Below are 16917 nucleotides of genomic sequence, written 5' to 3'. Positions count from 1 at the left end.
CTGATTAATTTGTTAAAGAGCGGCTTGAGCTACCCGATGTGTTGGGCTGTTGTCTCAAGCGAGGTGCGTATTCTACCGATTCGCACCAGAGAGTCAAGCATTTTGTTTCAGAATTTTTAATTGAAAAACTCAAAAACAGACTTGAAACTCATCACTTTACAATCTGATTAATGTTTAAATATCAATCAATTACTACAAAAGTGATGCGCTGTTTCGGTAGCTGACTTAGCGGCTTCCGTCCCAAGCGAGGCGCGAATATTACAGAGGTCTTACAAGGAGGTCAACAGGCTTGTACGACTTTTTTTACAAGCCTGTCTTTAACATCCTTAGATATAGAAAAGATGATGCTTTTTCTTGCCCAGCTTAACCAGAAAGAAGCGCTCATAGCGTGCATTGGTTACTGAAAATAACGTTTCAGCGGCCATATTCTGCTCTGAACCGCACTCCCTATCATTAATCACCACCGCATTACGCTGCAATGCATCCTTAACCTGCTTACCATTGGTCGCCACACCAGCATCAACCAGCAAGCTAGTCAGTGGCAACTCATTCAGCGACTCAGGTAACTGCGTGGCTGGCAGTCCATCCAGTTGCAATTGCTCAAAGTCTGTGCGACTTAAACCCTCAGTATTGCCCGAAAACAATGCCTGGGTAATTCGGCGTGCACCTTCTAATGCCTGCTCACCATGCACCAGACGGGTAACCTCTTCCGCCAGGATACGCTGCGCTTCAGGACGACCTTCAGCCGCCTTATCCGCTGCCTCTATTGCATCAATGCGGGCCACATCCAGGAAGGTAAAGAATTTCAAAAAGCGGTATACATCGGCATCGGGGGTTTGCAGCCAGAACTGGTAGAAAGCATAAGGTGAGGTTTTCTGCGGTGACAACCACACAGCGCCGCCTTCTGTTTTACCAAACTTTGTGCCATCCGATTTGGTAATCAGTGGCAGGGTTAAACCATACACCTGCGCACCGTTCATACGCCGGGTAAGATCGATACCACTGGTAATATTGCCCCACTGATCTGAACCGCCTATCTGCAAAGTACAACCGTAGGTTTTATTCAACACCTGGTAGTCGTAAGACTGTAAAATCTGGTAGGTAAACTCGGTAAAGGAGATACCCGAATCTTCGCGTTCAATCCGCTGACGCACGGATTCTTTGGCAATCATCTTGTTAACGGTGAAATGCTTGCCGATATCCCGGAGAAAGCTCAGCACATCAACCGATGCCGTCCAATCATAGTTATTGGCCAGCACCGCACCATCCTCACCGTCAAAGGTGATGAACTGACTGATCTGCGCCTTGAGCTTTTCACTCCACTGCTGCACGATATCAGACGAGTTTAATTGCCGTTCTTGCGCCTTGAAGCTGGGATCGCCGATCATACCGGTGGCACCACCCACCAGCGCAATAGGACGGTGACCAGACTCCTGAAATCGCTTCAGCATCAATAACGGCACCAAATGCCCAAGATGAAGACTGTCAGCGGTCGGATCAAAGCCGCAATAAAGCGTCACAGCCTTTTCATTGAGGTGTTCAGCCAGGGCGGCCTCATCCGTCAATTGTGCAATAAGGCCACGGGCTTTCAAATCTTCTATCAAGGGTTGTGTTTTCATTGTCCACTCAGTCCAAAATATAATTTAGAGCCGGGTATTCTAACGCCTGGCAGACAACAATGACAAACCCCAGCTGCATCAACTCCCCGCTTTCTGCTAAGCTCTGATCCAAAGCTCTACCTGCCACGCAAATCAAGGTTAAAAGAGCCGTCGAGAAATCAATAGTTCAGACAGGAATAGCCAACGTGACAGAACCTCAGCTTTATATTGGCCTGATGTCCGGCACCAGCCTGGATAGCATAGATGCAGCACTGGTGTCATTTGAATGTGACGGCCCGTTACTGCTAGCCACCCACTCTTTGGCGCTTCCTGCTGAGCTCAAGGCACAAATACTGGCGTTAAACTCACCTGGCGCCAATGAAATTGAACAACTGGCCGAGCTTGACCCACTGTTAGGGCGCCACTTTGCTGAAACCGTTAATCAGCTATTGAGCAAATCAGGTACAACTAAACAACAGATCACCGCCATAGGCAGCCACGGCCAAACCCTCAGGCATCGCCCTGAAAAAGGCTATAGCCTGCAAATTGGTGATCCTAACGTAATAGCTGAGCGAACCGGAATTACTACTGTCGCCGACTTTAGACGTCGGGATCTCGCGGCAGGTGGCCAAGGTGCGCCGCTAGTACCTGCATTCCACCGTCACTGTTTTCACAGCAAACAGCATGATCGTGTCATAGTTAACATCGGTGGCATGGCTAATCTGACGCTACTACCTGCAGATCCTCATGCCGAGGTAATCGGTTACGACACAGGTCCGGGCAATGTGTTAATCGACGGCTGGGCATTAGAGCACACTGGTCAACCCTATGACCAGGATGGCCAATGGGCCGCCTCCGGTAGACTACTGCCAACCTTGCTGGATTTTTACCTGGAAGAGCCATTTTTTTCTGCCGCCTACCCTAAAAGCACCGGGCGGGAGCTATTCAATGCCGACTGGATTAACAAGCAAGTTTCGCAGCTTAACTGTCCGGCACGCCCCGAGGATGTTCAGCACACCCTGACAGAACTCACAGCCATCACCTTGGCCAATGCCATTAAGCAGCATAGACTTAGCTCAGCTGAAATTTTCCTCTGCGGCGGTGGTAGTCATAACCAGTTTTTACGCCAGCGCTTGTCTGCACACCTGCAAGCCGACGTTCAAACCACACAAGACTTGGGACTTGATCCAGACTGGGTTGAGGCCTGCGCATTTGCCTGGTTAGCTTACAGAACACTACAAAAACTGAGTGGCAACCTGGTGGCTGTTACCGGCGCAGCAGGAGAGCGCATTTTAGGGGGGATCTATACGGCCTAAAATCAGCCGTATTAGATGGAGAAGGAGGAACCGCAGCCACAGGTAGTCGCAGCATTCGGGTTGGCTACACTGAACTGAGCACCGTGCAAACCCTCTTTATAATCGACCTGAGCGCCAATCAGATACTGAAAACTCATGGGGTCCACTAGCAGTGTGACCCCATCCGTCGTAATCGCGGTATCATCTTCAGCCTGGTCTTCGTCAAAGGTAAAGCCATAGGAGAACCCCGCGCAACCACCGCCGGTGATATATACCCGCAATTTAAGGTTGTCGTTTTCTTCTTCATCCATCAGCGTTCTGACTTTCGCCGCCGCCGAGGGTGTAAATTGAACACCGGGATCCTGCATACTTTCTGACATTACTCATCACCTCTGAAACTGGCAGGCATTCTGCCTTAACCAAGCAAAACAGTCAACTATTGCACGATTGACAATCAAGGCATCAAGGCAATTTGCTGCAAGCCCTCAGTTTCAGGTCGTTCAAACATGATATTCATTATCTGGATCGCTTGGCCAGCCGCCCCTTTTACCAGGTTATCAATCACCGCCAACACCACAACCGTATCATCATCCTGCGGACGATGTACGCTGATACGGCAGAAGTTGGACCCCTTAACACTACGGGTTTCCGGGCAGCTACCTGCAGGCATCACATCGACAAACGGCTCATTGGCATAACGCTCTTCAAACAGCTGCTGCAAACCGGGATCAACCGGGTCACGCAATACCGAATAAAGCGTTGTGTGAATACCACGAATCATCGGCATCAAATGCGGCACAAAGGTCAAACCAACGGGGCGACCGGCAAGTTGCGCCAGGCCTTGACGAATCTCTGGCAAGTGACGATGACCCGACACACCATAGGCTTTAACACTTTCGCTGGTTTCGCACAGCAGCGTACCGATGCTTGCACCTCGACCTGCACCACTGACGCCCGATTTACAGTCAGCAATCAGGCGGCGGTGATCAACCAGTTTCTTTTCCAACAGCGGCAAATAGCCCAATTGTGTTGCAGTTGGATAACAGCCTGCACAACCGATCAACTGGGCATCGCGAATCTGATCGCGGTTCATCTCTGGCAAGCCGTAAACAGCTTTAGCAACCAGATCCGGGCAAGTATGCTTGTGGTTGTACCAGGTTTCCCAAAGCGCTATATCCTTGATGCGGAAGTCAGCCCCTAGATCAATAACCTTAACGCCACGTGCAATTAATTCGGGAGACATGTTCATAGCAACACCATGCGGCGTAGCAAAGAACACCACATCACACTGCGCCAGCCTCTCAATATCAGGAACGCTATAGGCCAAATCCAGATGGCCACGCAAGCTGGGAAACATGTCCGCGACAGGAATGCCGTCTTCAGAGCGCGATGTAATCACATCCACACTCACTCCAGAATGCGCTGACAATATTCTCAGCAGCTCGACCCCTGTATACCCTGTACCGCCAACTATACCTGCCTTAATCACCCTAACCTCCAAACTGATAGCACTCTGCACAACCTACTGAACCATTACCCACAACAATAGGTTTACTGTATTAAGAGCTATGATACTAACCCTGAGCCGCAATAACTATCACTGGCTCGACTGAATTTCAAATCTATTCCGGACCCGGATCATTAAAGAACGCAGCTATTTAGCTTATACTAGGTCGCTTAGACACTATTTATCAGTTGTTTTGCTTAAACCGCATAAAGGATACCGATACATGTCCAGATCAGAATCACTTTTTCAGGCAGCCCAGGTACACATTCCCGGCGGCGTTAATTCTCCTGTCCGTGCTTTTAAAGGTGTCGGTGGCACCCCATTGTTTTTCAAAAGCGGTAAAGGGGCTTATATTTTCGACGAAGATGATCGCCGCTACATCGACTATATTGGCTCCTGGGGCCCAATGATTCTTGGGCACGCATTTCCGCCAGTGATCGAGGCGGTCAGAAAAACTCTGGATAACGGCCTGGGGTTTGGTGCGCCAACCGCCATTGAAACCACCATGGCTGATAAGGTCTGTGAACTGGTACCCTCTATGGATATGGTCCGCATGGTCAGCTCAGGTACCGAAGCCACCATGAGTGCCATCCGCTTGGCACGTGGCTATACCGGACGAGACAAGATCGTCAAATTTGAAGGCTGCTATCACGGCCACTCGGATTCACTGCTAGTCAAAGCGGGTTCTGGCGCTCTGACACTGGGCGAACCTAACTCACCCGGTGTACCGGAAGCCCTCGCGGCCCATACGATCACCCTGACATTCAATGATATCAGCAGTGTTCAGGCAGCCTTTGCAGAAATAGGCGATCAGATTGCCTGCATTATTGTAGAGCCGGTAGCTGGCAACATGAACTGCATACCACCCGCTCCCGGTTTTTTGGAAGGCCTGCGTGACGTCTGTGATCAATACGGTAGCGTGCTGATTTTTGATGAAGTCATGACCGGTTTCCGTGTTGCCCTGGGAGGTGCTCAGGCTCATTACGGGGTAACGCCAGACCTGACCACACTGGGCAAAGTCATCGGTGGCGGCTTACCTGTGGGCGCCTTCGGTGGCAAGAAAGCCATCATGTCGCACATTGCGCCGCTGGGTCCTGTGTATCAGGCGGGCACCCTGTCAGGCAACCCTTTGGCCATGGCGGCAGGCCTGGCAATGCTCAACGCTCTGTGCGAACCGGGCATTCATGAACAGCTGTCAGCCAAATCAGAATATTTGACCGAGGGTATACAGGCCATGGCAGACAAGCACGGCATCCCTTTCACCACCACCTGTGTCGGCGGCATGTTTGGCCTGTTCTTTACGGATAGAGAGACCATCACCAGCTTTGCCGATGCTACCAGTTGTGATACAGGTCGCTTTGGCCGCTTTTTCCATGGCATGCTGGAACAGGGAATCTACCTCGCCCCATCGGCCTTTGAAGCGGGCTTTATTTCCAACGCGCACACTGAAGCAGACCTGGATGCCACTATTGCCGCCGCGGATAAAGTATTCGCCCACCTGAGCTGAGAATTAATTAATGCAGGATCTGCTATCTAGCGCAGTGTTATTGGTGAGCAGCCTGACCAGCGCGGTCTGGCTGCTACATAGGCACAAACAGGACAAACCCGAAAGCCACTACAAGGTTAGAGTCTTTGCATTGAGCTGCTTTTTTATCAGCGCGTATGCACTAACGCGGTTGATATGGAGTAACCCAGGCAGCCACACCAGTACACTGCTGCAAATGACAGAAAACTTGTCATTTTTTATTGCCTTACCATTTATTGCCACAATTTTTCTCGCTACGGGAAAAAACTGGCACTGGTCAATGGCGGGCTGGGGACGCTGGTTACTGGGCCTGATCGCTTTTTTTGAGCTGACCCGGCGAACCGATTATGGTGTGATTTACAGCCAGGTTTTGGTGATACTGCTACTGCTCGCCCTGGTGATTGGTGCCCTGCTGCTGAAAACCAGCCAGGCACGACTGTTATCGCTAGGAGGCACTGTGCTAACGGGCATTGCGCTGCTGTTCTTTAGCCCCTACCCCTTACTGGCAGCCAGCGGCAACACGCCCTGGCTGATGCTGACTCTGGCTGCCAGCTTGCCAGCATTAACTCTGGGGCTACACAGCCAGTTTGAGCATCACTCGACACCGCAGAAGCACGACAATCAGTGACGAGCCGCCTGTTGACGAGCATCATCGGCACCCGCCAGATCCCCGGCTTCGGTCCGGATCTGGCTAATTAATGCCCACAAACGCCTCAACATCCCACTCTGGCCGCTTGCAACATCAACCCCCCTCAAAGCGACCTGTTCTGCATCCATGAACTGCCCCAACTGACGCTTTACATCAGCCAATTGATAATAGACCTCTGGCTCTCTTGGTGAGATACGCTGAGCGCGCTCCAACCTCGCTTGAGCCGCACGCAAATCCCCCCCCGCACTTTCTTGCTTGGCGGTATCCAGTAGCGCTAACACAGCTGTATTGGTATTTTGAGAAGATGGCTGCTGCTCGGTAGGCTCAGATACCGGCTGGCGCGCTGGCTGCCAGACCTCATCAGCAGGCGGCAGGATCTCACGCTGCGCACGTATAACCGGTTCAGTTTCAATTGGCCTGACCGTAACCCCTGGATCTAAAGGCGTAACCACCACACCCGATGAACCCGATTGTGTTGACTCTACGACCTGACCAGAGCGATCTTCAACCGGAATATTGCTGAAAGGATTGGATGTCGCACAACCTGTTAACAACAAACCACCAGCAACCGCCAAACCAATTTTTTCCCAATTCATTTAATAATCCTCATCGAAACAAGTTTCTGAACCAGCCACCAGAATCCTGCTCTTCTGGTTCACCCGGATCAGACCGAGGCTGAAACTGACCACAATCTACGCTGATGGTTGGCACTGTACCAGTTATAAACGGCAACTGACGCGAGCCTTCACACATAGGATCGGATAACAATCCGGTTCTTTCATCAATCCAGGCTGATTCAATACCAGCCGGACGTCGTGAAATCAACGGTTCAGGATGATCCTGATGCATAAACTCCGTCCAGACAGGTAAGGCTCCACCGGTTGAAGTAAAGGGCAACTGCTGATTATCATCACGACCCACCCAAACAACAGCCAGACGATTACCGGTAAACCCGGCAAACCAGCTATCACGCTGATCATTACTGGTGCCTGTTTTACCGGCGAAGTTCAGCTCGCCAGACAGACGCTGGTAAGCGCCGCGTGCTGTTCCTGTACGACCCACTTCCTGCATGGCATGACGAATCAGATAGATAGGCTCTGCCCCTACCTGCTGACGCAGCTGGAAAGGGTAGCGTGAAAGCTCTTCACCCTCAGCCGTTGTGACCATACGGATAGAGCGTAGCGGCATTCTGAAGCCATCCGCTGCCAGTGTTTGATAGACCTCCGTTATCTCCATCGGAGTCATCTCCTGCGCACCTAGCAACAGTGATGGCAATGCCTGAATATTACGCTCTACCCCGAGACGCTTGAGCATGTCGATTATTTTAGGTAGCCCAATATCCAGTCCCAGGTGTACAGATGACTGATTCAATGAACGTGCCAACGCTGTAACCAAGATGACATCACCATGGCTTTGCCGATCAAAATTCTGGGGTGACCAGATATCCCCATTTGGCATACGCAGATCTACGGGCTCATCTTTCAACAAACTAGCCAGTGTATAGCCCTGCTCGATAGCCGCCAGATAAATCGCCGGTTTAATCAACGAGCCCACAGGACGACGCGCATCCAGCCCTCGGTTGAAGCCTTCAAAACGGGTATCCTTACCACCGACTAAGGCTAAAACTTCACCCGTACGAGGATCGGTAACCACCATAGCGCCTTCCAGATTACCGGCTCGCTCTCCATGGCGCTGCTCAAGATCAGCTAGCACTTTAGATACGGCTGAATCCGCTCTTGATTGCGCCAAAGGATCCAATGAAGTGAAAATCAACAGGCCTTCAGTGCTCAGGTCTTCATCACGGTATTCGGTTTGCAACTGGCGCTTAACCAGATCGAGGTAAGCCGGGTAACTACCAGTATGCAGCCGTCGGCTTTCGCGTACACCCAACGGCTCGGCCAACGCCTGATCCCGTTCTTCCGCTGAGATATGGCTATGATCAGCGAGCATATTAATTACCAGGTCCCGCCGCGCTTTGGCGCGCTCCGGATTGCGGCGTGGATCATAAAACGAGGGACCTTTTACCAATGCGACCATCAAGGCCACCTGGTGTATCTCCAGCTCAGCCGCCGGGCGACCAAAATAGAATTGACTTGCCAGCCCAAAACCATGCACAGCTCTGACGCCAGACTGACCTAGATAAACTTCATTTAGATAGGCTTCCAGAATTTCATCCTTGTCGTATCTGAAATCCATAGCAATCGCCATGGGCAACTCCAGAAGTTTGCGCGACAGGGTTCTATCAGATGACAGGTAAAAGTTTTTAATTAACTGCTGTGTCAGTGTACTCCCCCCTTGAATGAGGCGACCCGCACGTGCATTCACAACCATCGCCCGCAACATCCCCTTGGGGGATATGCCAAAATGTTGATAGTATTCACGATCCTCGACAACTATCAGGGCCTCTTTCAGGTAAGGGGGCGCTTCTTCCAGCCGGATCAGGTCACGGTCTTCATTTGAGCGCGGGTAAATGCCGCCCACCTGCACAGGCTCCAGTCTAACCAGAGCAACCTCTTGGCCCACACGTTCATCCACAACCCGCTGCAGGCGTGAACCAGAAAATTCCAGAAGCAACTGTCTGGAAGGTTCAATCTCATCGGGAAAGGCGAATCCTCGGGTAAAAATCCGTACCTTAGAGGATGCAAACTCAGCGGTGCCTGCACGACTCGCCGAAGCAACAAAACGGTAGCCCAGCAAACGCAACTCTTCACGCAAAGAATCCATCGGCAGCGTTTGACCGGCATACAACTCCAGCGGGCGGGAATACACTTTTGCCGGCAGCTCCCAGCGTTTTCCTTCAAACTTTTCGCGGACCTGTCCATCAACATAAATCAACAGAACCACGCAGAAAACACTGAATAACACCCCCAACTTGATCAATAAACCAAGCAGGTAAGTTTTGAATGACCGTCGTTTTTGCGGCTTTCGACGGCGTGATTGACTTTTTTGGACTCTCTTTTTTGGCATCGGGCAAGTATAATCTCTGGTAACTTAGTGCAACAGCAGAAAAGTAATGTTTTATAAACTGATCAGCACTCTACAAAATTCAGCACACTTTCCACATGTGTGCACAAGGATCGAGGTGATTGAAACCCACATCTCATGGATTCTATTGACCGGTGAGTTTGCGTATAAATTCAAAAAACCGGTCAATTTTGGCTTTCTCGACTTCACCACGCTGGAACAACGCCGCACCTATTGTGAAGAGGAGCTGCGATTGAATCAGCGTCTGGCACCGGATATTTACCTGGAAGTCATCCCTGTCAGCGGTACAGAAGACCAACCCTTAATCGGTGACAACTCTGCACCCTTTGAATATGCCGTTAAAATGGCACAGTTTGATCCACAACTAAGACTGGATCGCAGACTGGCCGAACAGCTATTCGAAGCGCGCTGGATCGACATGCTGGCTGAACAGATTGCCGACTTCCATCAGCGCATCCCAATTGTAGCGCAGGATAGCCCCTGGGGTGAACCAGCTACGCTCTGGGAATTGATGGCCGACAATTATCGCCACTGCTCCACTGTAGTAGACAACCTGGATGACTCTACGCAATTGCACCGCTTGCTGCAGTTAACAGCGGCCAGTTTCAGGGAGCTGGAAAAAAACCTGCGCAGCCGAAAACGCAAGGGCCATGTCCGTGAATGCCATGGCGATCTTCACCTGGGCAACATCACCCTGTTCCATGATGAATTGCGTTTATTTGATTGTATCGAATTCAATCTGCAGTTCCGCTGGATAGATACTCTGTCAGACCTGGCCTTTTTGCTGATGGACCTTGAAGCCAACAACCAGCCGCATTGGGCAAACCGCTGCCTAAACTACTACCTTGAAATCACCGGCGATTACCATGGCGTTCCCCTGCTGAACCTCTATAAAGCCTACCGCTCCATGGTAAGGGCTAAGGTTGCACTGATGGGCGAACAGCCTGACTTTCAGACATTCCGTCACTATTTGCAGTTGACCAATAACTACTGCACAACACCGCCCCCGGTGCTCTACCTAATGCACGGCGTGTCCGGCAGTGGCAAAAGTTATCTCAGCAGCCAGTTGGTTGAAGCCATTGGTGGTATACGCTTGCGCTCGGATTGCGAACGAAAACGCTTGCATAGAGAGCTCAGTCGTCAAGGTGAAAACCTCGAGCTCTACGGTGCAGACATGAACATGCGCACCTTTCACCACACCTCAGATCTTGCACGCCTACTCCTGAAAGCAGGGCAGTCGGTCGTCATCGATGCCACACTGATTCGTAAACGTACTCGCAGCAACTACATTGCTATGGCCGAGAATCTCGGCATTCCAGTCAGGATAATCAGTTGCAGTTGCAAACTACACCTGATTGAAGCCCGACTTGCCCAGCGTATTGCTGACGGAAAAGATCCATCAGATGCCGATATTGAGGTCATGCACCAACAGCTTGCTTCTGGACAACCCTTATCGCCAGAAGAGCAGATGCTGACCCTACCGGTGGACACCGAAAATGATGAAGCTATTGAGCAGCTACTGGCACAACTGCGGGCACAAAATCTCTTGACCAGCTAGTCCAGTGCCGTAAACCGTTTAGCCATGCGTTGTAAGGCTTTTTCTATCTGTGCCATCCCGGTGGTATAAGAGAAACGCACATAACGCGAAGCTTCAAACTGGCCAAAATCAGCACCTGGTGTGACGGCGATATGATTTTCTTCCAGCAGCGACCAGCAGAAACTGAAACTGTCATCGGTCAGGTGAGAGGCATCTGCATAGATATAGAAAGCGCCATCCGGCACGGCGGGTACGCCAAACCCGAGCGACTTCAAACCCTGCACTAAAAAATCTCGGCGCTGCTCAAAGGCCTGTCGCCGACTTTCAAAAATAGCCAGACTATCCGGTTGAAACGCTGCCAAAGCAGCATATTGCGACACGGTTGTTGGAGAAATAAACAGATTCTGGGCCATCTTCTCCATCATTTTTACAGCGTCCAGAGGGGCAACTAGCCACCCCAGACGCCACCCGGTCATGCCGAAGTACTTGGAGAAACTGTTAATCACAAACACATCCGGATCTACCTGCAAGGCTGTCATGGCATCAACGCCATAGGTGAGCCCATGGTACAACTCATCAACAATTAATTGCCCACCTAGCTGACGCACGCGCTGTGCAATAGCGTGCATTTGCTCAGGAGGCACCAGCGTACCGGTTGGATTGGAAGGTGAGGCCAATAGTACACCGGCCGTCTGAGGCTGCCAGTGCTCAGTGATTAAGGCTTCTGTCAATTGAAAGCGCTCAGCAGGCCCGGTGGGTACCAACTGGGCAGCGGCTTGTAAAAAACGTAGAAACTGACGGTTACAAGGGTAGCTTGGATCACTCATCATAAAGGTTTGTCCAGCGTCTGCGAGCAAGGCAAATGCCAGCAGCAAGGCGCCTGATGCACCCGGCGTTACCAGCACCTGTGCAGGATCAACCCGAAGACCATAACGGGTTTGATAATATCCCGCGATAGCATCGCGTAACTCAGGAATACCAGCGGCGGGAGTATACTGAGTATGTCCTGCACGAATAGCAGCAATAGCCGCTTCGGCAACCGGTTCAGCCGTAGCAAAGTCGGGTTCACCTACTTCCAAGTGCACCACATCACACCCCTGCGACTCCAATTCACGAGCACGCTTCAACAGATCCATGACTTTGAACGACTCAATATTAGTGGCCCGCTGTGAGTATTTAGAGAACATCGTCACCGTCCTGTTATACCTTGAAAAACACATAATTATACAATAACCGTTGATTATTATCCGCGCCTGCCACTAAAGCATCAAAAAGAATATCTACGCAAACGCTGGTGTATTGCTTCATCATCTGGTAATTTCAGCGCCTTTTAAAATCTCCGAACAGCCAAACCGGAGCCTACAACCTTCAGTCTGATGTGAGGCTATGTCATGCCAGCAAATAACGAATCTCAGATTACTCATCCAGCACCTTACCAGGCCAGCGAAGGTGAAGAGTACATGAACGAAACGCAGAAAGAGCATTTCCGCGAGATCCTGTTGGCCTGGAAAAAGGAATTGATGGAAGAGGTGGACAGCACCATTACCCATCTGAAAGAGGAAGCCACTAACTTTGCTGATCCCACCGATCGCGCCAGCCAGGAAGAAGAGTTCAGCCTTGAACTGCGCACCCGTGACCGTGAGCGCAAGCTGATTCGTAAAATCGATGAAGCACTGGACCGCATCGATGATGATGACTATGGCTACTGCGAAGCCTGTGGTGTGGACATCGGCATACGCCGCCTTGAAGCTCGCCCAACAGCCACCCTATGCATTGACTGCAAGACACTGGCTGAAATCAAGGAAAAACAGCTGGGCGGCTGATCCGGTAAACAGTTTTGAGTTACACGGGCCGCTTCGCACCATCCCCGACCGGCCCCCTGCACTTCGGATCGTTGCTGGCGGCATTAGCCAGTTATCTGGATGCGAAACACCAGCAGGGGCGCTGGTTGCTTCGCATCGAAAACCCCGATCCACTTCGTGAACAACCCGGCGCAGCTGACCAAATCCTCTACACACTGGACACTTACGGTTTGCACTGGGATGGCGAGGTCATCTACCAGAATCAGCGACAGGATTATTATCAGCACTTGCTGGAACAATTGATACAGCAGGACCTAGCCTACTCCTGCGGCTGCTCACGAAAGCAACTGAAATTACGTAATGCACTGCCGCATTACGACCGATACTGCCTTAAACACCCACCTGATAAACAAACACAAACAGCTATTCGCGCCAAGTACATGCTTGAAAACCTGTGTTTCAATGACCGTATTCTCGGCACCCAGCGAGCCAATAATAGCGCACAAGGTGACTTCATCATTTTTCGACGAGATGGCCTGTTTGCCTATCAACTGGCCGTGGTCGCCGATGATCATGCCCAGAAGATCAACCAAGTGGTACGAGGAGCGGATTTATTGCAGGAGACCTTTGCCCAGCTGCAGCTACAACAACACCTGGGTTTTATATCACCGGGCTATGCACACATCCCGCTCGCCACCACAGCCAATGGCCAAAAACTCAGCAAACAGAATTTAGCGCCAGCACTTGAAAACCACAATCCTGCTATCGAACTACTTCAGGCACTGCGTATCCTAAACCAGGAGCTACCACCGGAGCCGCTAAGCCAGACAGTGGAAAGCCTGCTACAATGGGCGATCAGCCACTGGCACATTGAACGAGTGCCGGCAATTCAGTCTATTCCGATAGGGGCCTAGTATGCATCAGCACCGGATACTTTTGCTTTTATCTTTACTTGGCCTCGCACTCCTCCCCCCACTGATCAATGCGTGGCTTTACAAGGGCCCGGTATGGTTACCTTTCGCCATTTGGGGAATGATGATTCTGCTGGTGGCACTGCATGCCAGCAGCGGAGGCAAGCATGATACTTAATCTATCCCTGTTGCTATTGGTGGGTATAGGTTACCTGCTGCTGCTATTCGCTACAGCCTATTTAACCGAAAGAGGCCTACTACCAACGACCTTAGTCCGCCATCCTTTGACTCATGTACTATCGCTGGCAGTCTATGCCAGTGCCTGGACTTTTTATGGCGCCTTTGGGATTGCTGCCGAATCAGGCTTTACCTTTCTGGCTTCTTACCTCGGCGCCACCGTCACCTTTATTCTGGCCCCCCTGATCCTCTTGCCGATACTGAGAATTGCCCGCACCCATCAACTAAGCTCACTTGCTGACTTATTTGCATTTCGCTACCGCAGCGCCATGACGGGCAGCTTTATCACCTTGCTGATAGTCATTATCAGCATGCCGTTGATCGCCATACAAATTCAGGCTTTTTCCAACAGCCTGAGTCACTTTGATGAGCGCGTATCCAGCCAGCATGTCGCGCTGGTTTTCTGTTTGATCATTTCAGTATTTTCCATGCTATTTGGTGCTCGTCAGGCATCCATACGCAGTCGGCACGATGGTCTGATGGTGGCTATCGCCCTGGAATCAGTGGTCAAGATGTTGGCATTATTATCCATGGCAGGTTTTATCCTCTTTGCCCTGTTCGGCGGTACGACTGAACTGACCCACTGGCTCAACAACCATCCCGAGCAAATGTACCGGCTGCAGACTCTGCCCGCTGGGAACAATTGGCAAATTCTGCTGGTGGCCTTTTTTGCTGCGGCCTTTATCACGCCACACATGTTTCACTTGCTGTTCAGCGAGAATGCGTCTGAACGCAGCCTGATATTAGCCAGCTGGGTAATGCCTCTATTACTGCTAATCATGGCGATTTGCATACCCGTATTACTCTGGGGTGCTGCCAAGCTAAACATCAACACGGATCCAGATTTTCTACTCATACATTTAGGACGCGCCCTGCAGAAAGACTGGTTTGTTATTGCCGCATTTGTCGGCGGCTTGTCCGCTTCCAGCGGGGTCATCATCGTTGCCAATGTAGCATTAGCCTCTATGCTGCAAAACCACCTGTTACTACCGGTGATCAAACTGCCTGACACTAAACGCTTTTACAGCTGGCTGCTATGGATGCGCCGCAGCTTAATCCTGTTAGTTATGGCGGGCAGTTATTTAGTCTATCTTTTAGTCGGCAATCGCTTTCCACTGGCACAGCTAGGCTTAATTACCTTTATTGGTTTTCTGCAGTTTCTACCTGGAATACTGGCAACCCTCTACTGGCAAAAAGCCAGTCGTTTCGGTTTCTTGCTAGGCCTATGCGCCGGAATGTTGATCTGGTTTGTGGCCATTTTCGTCCCAGTACTGAGCCCGCATTTAAGTGAAATCACCCCAGGCCTTCTCGATCAGTGGTATTGGTGGGCCATTATTTCACTGATGATTAATGCTCTGCTCCTAATCACTGGCTCCTGGTTAGTTAAGCTTTCAGCTGATGAGGAAGAAACAGCCGTCGCCTGTGTGCTGAATGCATTACCCCGCACCAAGTCCAGCTTTGGTCCCGACAATGACTCCATTGAAGATCTGCAGTTTCGCCTGACTAGTCGCTTAGGCGCAACATCAGCACAACGAGAAATTGAGGCGGCGCTGATGTTGCTGGATCTACCCATGACCAACAAACTCAGACCTTTGGACCTGCTCAGACTACGCAACATCCTGGAAAACAATTTATCCGGCCTATTGGGACCAGCCGAAGCCACAGCCCTGCTGCGACCACAAACACTGTCTGGGGGCAACGCCTTCCGCGGACGCGAAATACATTTACTGGAGGAGCAACTTGAAAGTTACAGTGAGCGTCTGTCAGGACTGGCCGCCGAATTGGACAAAATCCGTCGCTACCACCGCTCCACCTTACAACACCTCCCTATTGGAGTTTGCACACTGAATGAGCGCCAGCATATTCTATTCTGGAACCAGGCCATGGTGGATTACACTGGCATCGCACCAGAAGCTGTCCTTGGACTGAAGCCTGCGGAACTACCCCAACCTTGGTCTGAACTGCTGAGCCACTTCAGCCAACAAAATACCACTTACCAGCCAGCGCTTCGCATTGAATTGAAAAATCAGCAGTACTGGTTCAGCCTGCACAAGACGGATATTGAAGACGGACAACAGGGCTGCATCATACTGATCGAAGATGAAACCGAACATAAACTACTGGCCAATCGGCTGACACACAGTGAGCGTCTAACATCAATAGGTCGATTTGCTGCCGGTGTGGCACATGAAATTGGCAATCCGGTTACTGGCATCGCCTGTCTGGCGCAAAACCTCAAACTGGAAACCGAACAACCCGAAGTTCTGGATACCGGCGAAGCCATTCTTGAGCAAACACAACGCATCAGCCGCATTGTACAATCGCTGATACGCTTCGCCCATACAGGGCAAACAGACCACATCGGCCACCTGACAGCTGTATCGTTAAATGCCTGCATTCAGGAAGCCATTGACCTGATGCGCTTTGATGAAACACGTCGCTCAGTTAAGATACTCTCCGATCTGGAGCCCGCACTCTATTGCACAGGTGATTATCAGTTACTGTTGCAGGTACTAGTCAATCTGCTGAATAATGCCTGCGATGCGTCACCCGATCACTCGACGATCAGGCTCACAGCAAAAACTGAAGAGAGCTGGGTAGCCCTGAATATTGTTGATGAGGGTTGCGGCATAAGTCCAGATCTGCAAGAACGTATTTTCGAACCTTTTTTCACCACGAAGGAACCTGGTAAAGGAACCGGACTGGGATTAGCATTGGTCTACAATATAATTACTGAACATTGTGGTAATATTGAGTTCATCAGTCCTGCCGACAAAAAACAGAAAAAAGGCACTCAGGTAATTATTCAGCTTCCCGCCTGGACGGAACCAGATTCTCCGACAGGCACGGGATTAGAGTAACAGGTCCAAT

13 protein-coding genes are annotated in these 16917 nt (G+C 50.8%); 7 read left to right on the top strand and 6 right to left on the bottom strand.

The features are described from left to right. Positions 1–326: 326 nt before the first annotated feature. Entirely contained in the window at positions 327–1619 is a 1293-nt protein-coding gene (tyrS, locus tag ACN0R1_RS15585; RefSeq protein ID WP_417584496.1) for a tyrosine--tRNA ligase, read from the bottom strand. A 185-nt stretch (positions 1620–1804) separates the two neighbouring features. On the opposite strand from tyrS, the gene ACN0R1_RS15580 reads away from it, so the two are divergent. Then, the gene (locus ACN0R1_RS15580; RefSeq protein WP_417584494.1) at positions 1805–2914 is read left to right on the top strand and encodes an anhydro-N-acetylmuramic acid kinase; all 1110 of its coding nucleotides are present in this window, start codon (positions 1805–1807) and stop codon (positions 2912–2914) included. Positions 2915–2925: 11 nt separating this feature from the next. On the opposite strand, the gene erpA is transcribed toward ACN0R1_RS15580, so the two are convergent. Then, complete coding sequence (erpA, locus tag ACN0R1_RS15575; RefSeq protein ID WP_417584492.1) at positions 2926–3273, bottom strand: iron-sulfur cluster insertion protein ErpA; 348 nt, start codon at positions 3271–3273, stop codon at positions 2926–2928. A gap of 74 nt (positions 3274–3347) precedes the next feature. Next, positions 3348–4382 carry an N-acetyl-gamma-glutamyl-phosphate reductase gene (gene argC, locus ACN0R1_RS15570; RefSeq protein WP_417584490.1) on the bottom strand — a complete coding sequence of 345 codons (1035 nt, stop codon included), beginning with the start codon at positions 4380–4382 and terminating at the stop codon, positions 3348–3350. 241 nt (positions 4383–4623) lie between these two features. On the opposite strand from argC, the gene hemL reads away from it, so the two are divergent. Both hemL and ACN0R1_RS15560 read left to right on the top strand, forming a co-directional pair. Next, positions 4624–5907, top strand: coding sequence for a glutamate-1-semialdehyde 2,1-aminomutase (hemL, locus tag ACN0R1_RS15565; protein ID WP_417584488.1), 1284 nt, complete (start codon positions 4624–4626; stop codon positions 5905–5907). Between the two features lie 10 nt (positions 5908–5917). Continuing rightward, complete coding sequence (locus ACN0R1_RS15560) at positions 5918–6553, top strand: hypothetical protein (protein WP_417584486.1); 636 nt, start codon at positions 5918–5920, stop codon at positions 6551–6553. On the opposite strand, the gene ACN0R1_RS15555 is transcribed toward ACN0R1_RS15560, so the two are convergent. Together ACN0R1_RS15555 and mrcB are read right to left on the bottom strand one after the other, a co-directional pair. Beyond that, entirely contained in the window at positions 6547–7170 is a 624-nt protein-coding gene (locus tag ACN0R1_RS15555; RefSeq protein ID WP_417584484.1) for a tetratricopeptide repeat protein, read from the bottom strand. The genes ACN0R1_RS15560 and ACN0R1_RS15555 overlap by 7 nt on opposite strands. A gap of 10 nt (positions 7171–7180) precedes the next feature. Then, positions 7181–9541 (bottom strand): penicillin-binding protein 1B, encoded by a 2361-nt coding sequence (gene mrcB, locus ACN0R1_RS15550; RefSeq protein WP_417584482.1) that lies wholly within the window; start codon positions 9539–9541, stop codon positions 7181–7183. A gap of 115 nt (positions 9542–9656) precedes the next feature. Between mrcB and ACN0R1_RS15545 the strand changes: the two genes are divergently transcribed. Further along, a complete protein-coding gene (locus ACN0R1_RS15545) occupies positions 9657–11117 on the top strand; it encodes an AAA family ATPase (RefSeq protein ID WP_417584480.1) in 1461 nt (486 codons plus the stop codon). Here ACN0R1_RS15545 and ACN0R1_RS15540 read toward each other — a convergent pair. Next, positions 11114–12283 (bottom strand): pyridoxal phosphate-dependent aminotransferase, encoded by a 1170-nt coding sequence (locus ACN0R1_RS15540; RefSeq protein WP_417584478.1) that lies wholly within the window; start codon positions 12281–12283, stop codon positions 11114–11116. The genes ACN0R1_RS15545 and ACN0R1_RS15540 overlap by 4 nt on opposite strands. Before the next feature lie 204 nt (positions 12284–12487). Between ACN0R1_RS15540 and dksA the strand changes: the two genes are divergently transcribed. From dksA to ACN0R1_RS15525, 3 genes are all read left to right on the top strand, one after another. Continuing rightward, positions 12488–12919 (top strand): RNA polymerase-binding protein DksA, encoded by a 432-nt coding sequence (dksA, locus tag ACN0R1_RS15535; protein ID WP_151053567.1) that lies wholly within the window; start codon positions 12488–12490, stop codon positions 12917–12919. A 14-nt stretch (positions 12920–12933) separates the two neighbouring features. After that, positions 12934–13812: a tRNA glutamyl-Q(34) synthetase GluQRS gene (gene gluQRS, locus ACN0R1_RS15530; RefSeq protein ID WP_417584476.1), complete on the top strand. Its 879-nt coding sequence runs from the start codon at positions 12934–12936 to the stop codon at positions 13810–13812. Positions 13813–13976: 164 nt separating this feature from the next. Beyond that, positions 13977–16907 carry an ATP-binding protein gene (locus ACN0R1_RS15525; RefSeq protein WP_417584474.1) on the top strand — a complete coding sequence of 977 codons (2931 nt, stop codon included), beginning with the start codon at positions 13977–13979 and terminating at the stop codon, positions 16905–16907. Positions 16908–16917: the final 10 nt, after the last annotated feature.

It is taken from the genome of Nitrincola sp., from assembly GCF_048264025.1.
In the GTDB taxonomy this organism is placed as follows: Bacteria; Pseudomonadota; Gammaproteobacteria; order Pseudomonadales; family Balneatricaceae; genus Nitrincola.
The sequence above is the reverse complement of the archived record's forward strand: the minus strand, read 5'-3'. Positions and strand labels throughout refer to the sequence as shown.

Excerpts from the sequence above, each read along its gene's own strand:
- ACN0R1_RS15540 (WP_417584478.1), bottom strand. The coding sequence starts at position 12,283 with ATGTTCTCTAAATACTCACAGCGGGCCACTAATATTGAGTCGTTCAAA.
- ACN0R1_RS15555 (WP_417584484.1), bottom strand. The coding sequence starts at position 7,170 with ATGAATTGGGAAAAAATTGGTTTGGCGGTTGCTGGTGGTTTGTTGTTA.
- ACN0R1_RS15525 (WP_417584474.1), top strand. The coding sequence starts at position 13,977 with ATGATACTTAATCTATCCCTGTTGCTATTGGTGGGTATAGGTTACCTG.
- tyrS (WP_417584496.1), bottom strand. The coding sequence starts at position 1,619 with ATGAAAACACAACCCTTGATAGAAGATTTGAAAGCCCGTGGCCTTATT.
- hemL (WP_417584488.1), top strand. The coding sequence starts at position 4,624 with ATGTCCAGATCAGAATCACTTTTTCAGGCAGCCCAGGTACACATTCCC.
- erpA (WP_417584492.1), bottom strand. The coding sequence starts at position 3,273 with ATGTCAGAAAGTATGCAGGATCCCGGTGTTCAATTTACACCCTCGGCG.
- ACN0R1_RS15560 (WP_417584486.1), top strand. The coding sequence starts at position 5,918 with ATGCAGGATCTGCTATCTAGCGCAGTGTTATTGGTGAGCAGCCTGACC.
- mrcB (WP_417584482.1), bottom strand. The coding sequence starts at position 9,541 with ATGCCAAAAAAGAGAGTCCAAAAAAGTCAATCACGCCGTCGAAAGCCG.
- dksA (WP_151053567.1), top strand. The coding sequence starts at position 12,488 with ATGCCAGCAAATAACGAATCTCAGATTACTCATCCAGCACCTTACCAG.